At 59.9% G+C, this 3,104-nt stretch carries 2 protein-coding genes; both read left to right on the top strand.

What is annotated here, in order from left to right; genetic code table 11:
* Positions 1-424: endonuclease domain-containing protein (locus SY1_RS06205; RefSeq protein ID WP_208873093.1), on the top strand; the 424-nt coding region annotated here is incomplete at its 5' end.
* Between the two features lie 1,208 nt (positions 425-1,632).
* The coding region (locus tag SY1_RS06200; RefSeq protein WP_208873089.1) for an Ig-like domain-containing protein at positions 1,633-3,104 on the top strand (1,472 nt) is incomplete at its 3' end.

The following is a 3,104-nucleotide window of genomic DNA, read 5'->3' as shown; positions in this document are numbered from 1 at the left end:
CCTCACTTCGTTCGGCATCTCCCCTTGCTGGGAAAGCAAGAGACGGATGGGAAGGAATGATATGATGCCCCTCCTGCCTCGCAACAAAAACCTTTTGGGGTACGCAAGATTGTTGCGCCGGGAGATGACCCCTCAGGAACGACGTCTGTGGTACGAGTTTTTGAGGGACTTTCCCATGAAATTTTATCGGCAGCGTGTTGTCGGTAATTTTATCGTGGATTTCTACTGTGCTTCCTTTAAGTTGGCAATCGAGGTGGATGGAGGGCAACATTGTGACGAGGCCGTTGTGAAATATGACCTCGAACGGACGAAATTTCTGAAATCCTTGGGTATAACGGTGTTACGCTACACGAATCTTGACGTCGCAGAAAATTTTGAAGCAGTTTGTGTGGATATCGAGAATTTTGTGAAGGGGAGGAGCTAACCCCTCCGTCGCCTTTGGCGACACCTCCCCTTGCAGGGGAGGCTTTTGGCCCCCCTGGAAGGGGGCTGCCCCGTAGGGGCTGAGGGGTTGTTTTTGAGCGTGAAGAACGGCCCCCCCGCCGCCCTTGGCGCCACCTCCCCTTGCAGGGGAGGCGAAAAGAAGAGGCGCGTTTGGGGGAGGCAACTCAGGGGAGGTAACAATAGTTTTGAAAGGAGCGTGAACCCATGCGCAGATGGCTGCATGGCATTGTCTGTGTCGTAGCTCTTGGTGTGGTGCTGCTGGGCTTGCAGCCTGCAGCATTGAGTGCTGAATTGTGGTCCGACGTGGCCGATACGTCCTGGGTGAACCAACATGCCGGGACGGAGTCCGACCCCTATCTCATCGAGACGGCGGAACAGTTGGCCGGGCTGTCAAAGCTGGTCAACGCAGGAAATGCTTTCAGGGATAAACACATTCTGCTGACACGGGACATCTCCGTAGCCGGCAGAGAATGGATTCCCGTGGGGTGGATGTGTGCTTATGGCGATTTGGCAGACTTTGCCGGAACGCTTGACGGAGGTGGCCACGCCGTTACGGGAGTGACGATCTCCACGGGCGAGCATCTTCCGGTCAGCCCAAATTGTTTTAAGATCTGTCATTCCGGAGCCTTTTTGGGGTATGTCGCCCCTGTGGCGACGGTTAAGAATCTTGTGCTCATGGGGGCGATCACCAATAAATACTCCAATGGCGCCGCAGGGCTCACGACCTGGTCGGATGGAAATATTTTAAACTGCATCACGTCCTTCGACCTGATGGGAGCCAGTCCGAACAATGCCTATGTGGCCGGTGTTGCTTCTTTGAACGGAGGGGGACTCATCCGTAACTGTGTCGCCTACGGCAGTATCAAGACGCATGGTGCTGGTGGGGCCAACTATGCGGGAGGAATATTGGGTTTTTCTTATTGGTATCAGGGATCTCTTCAAAACTGCGTGGCGATGTGCTCCGAAATAACGGCGGACATGGATGCGGGGGGTATCGTTGGCGGGTTCAGCCCAAATCAAAGTGAATTCCGATATTGTACTTCTGCAGCAGACAAAGTAAAAGCTAACCCTTCTTATACAGGAGGCATCGTGGGGGCTTATGGTTATGGCTGGATCGACTGTTATTGGCTGAAGGTAAATGAAAATCAGCCCAGTTTTGGATTGGGTACGGGGAAGGTCCCAGGGGGCATGATTACGGATCCGGCAAAACTGCCGGTGACGGCAGTGGTGCTGGATGCGGCCGACGTGCGCACGATGCTCGTCGGGGAGACGCGGGAGGTCCACGCTCGCCATTACCCGCCGACCGGCGATCCGTCTGGAGTGAAGTACAAATGGAGTGTGAAGGGAACGGGACTGAGCGTACTGTCCGGGATGGATGGGCCCGTGCTGAAGGTGAAGGCGGTATCGGAAGGGTATCATGCTCTGTCCTTGTCGGTGACGGGCGTGCTGGGTGTGCCGGCGGCCAGCGATGATGCAGCGCTGACGCCCGGCGCGGTGCTGAAGGTGGTGAACGCCCTGCCGCCGGCGACGGGGATCGCTCTGGGCGGCCCCGGCCATGCACTGAAGGAGGGGGAGGTCGCTACGCTGACGGCCGCGATCGTCCCCACCGACGCGAAACCCGAGGGGTTGACCTGGACCGTGGCGAAGGCCGAAGGGCAGGGGGCTGTTGACGACCTCCTCCTGGAGGATCACGGGGACGGGACGGCTGCGGTGACGCTGAAAAAGCAGTACAAGGACGGCGCTTCCTACGGTATCACGGTCCAGTCGGCCGGCGGACTGTCCGCAGCGGTCACGGTGTGGGGCGAGGCGCTGGGCGCGGAGCCGAACGTGCCGGGGTTTGTCCCGATCGGGGCGATGCTTCCGGGTGGGGCGGAGGGGAAGCGTCCCTTCGGGACGACGTCTGACCAGGCCGCTGAACTGATATCTGAGATTGGGGCGGCCCTTGAGGACTTCCGCCTTGGCGGCGACGGCCTGCTGTACCCGAGCCGAGCCCGGCTGGAGACGGTCATGGAGGAGCTGGGGAAGGCGGAGGGGATCAAGTTGAGCGGCGCCTCGCCCTTCCCGCTGATCGCGCTGGAGGTGTCGAAGGCGCGCACGCTGGCGGCGGTGGGTTTCCTGGTGGAGGGCAAGCGCTTCCGCGCCGCTGCGCCGAAGGACGTCGTGCTGTTTGAGGCGCGTCCCAAGGGGACGGGGGAGGTTTTCCGTTACGCGGAGAGCCCGAGGGATTATCTGGATGGGCACTTTGCGGTGCAGCACGAGGATGGCACGGCGATGCCCGGGAACGAGCCGTTCGTCCCGGATAAGAAATACGGCCTGGTGGTGTACGTCCGGGATGGAGGCCGGATCGACCTGATCCCGGCGGAGCGCAGGGTCGCCGCCTCTCTGGTGCTGGCGAAGAACACTGCCCTGTCTGGACCGACCAGTCCTGACGTGAGCCCGGACGTCAAGCCGCCGGTGAGCCCGGATATAAAGCCACCGGTGAGTCCTGATGTGGAGCCGCCCAAGGTTCCGGAGCATGGCGTCGCCCCGCAGCTGCCCGAGGGGACGGACGGGAAAATCATTGCGTTGAAGCCTGAGCTTGCCTTTGGAAAAACCCCGTCTGAATCGTTGGCTCTGGCGGCTAAGATGCTTGCGGACTCCGGACTGGAGAAGGGAGACCT

Origin of the sequence: Fretibacterium fastidiosum (assembly GCF_000210715.1) — a bacterium.
Lineage (GTDB): Bacteria > Synergistota > Synergistia > Synergistales > Aminobacteriaceae > Fretibacterium > Fretibacterium fastidiosum.
Note: the sequence above shows the minus strand (reverse complement) of the source record. Positions and strands in the feature narration are given on the sequence as shown.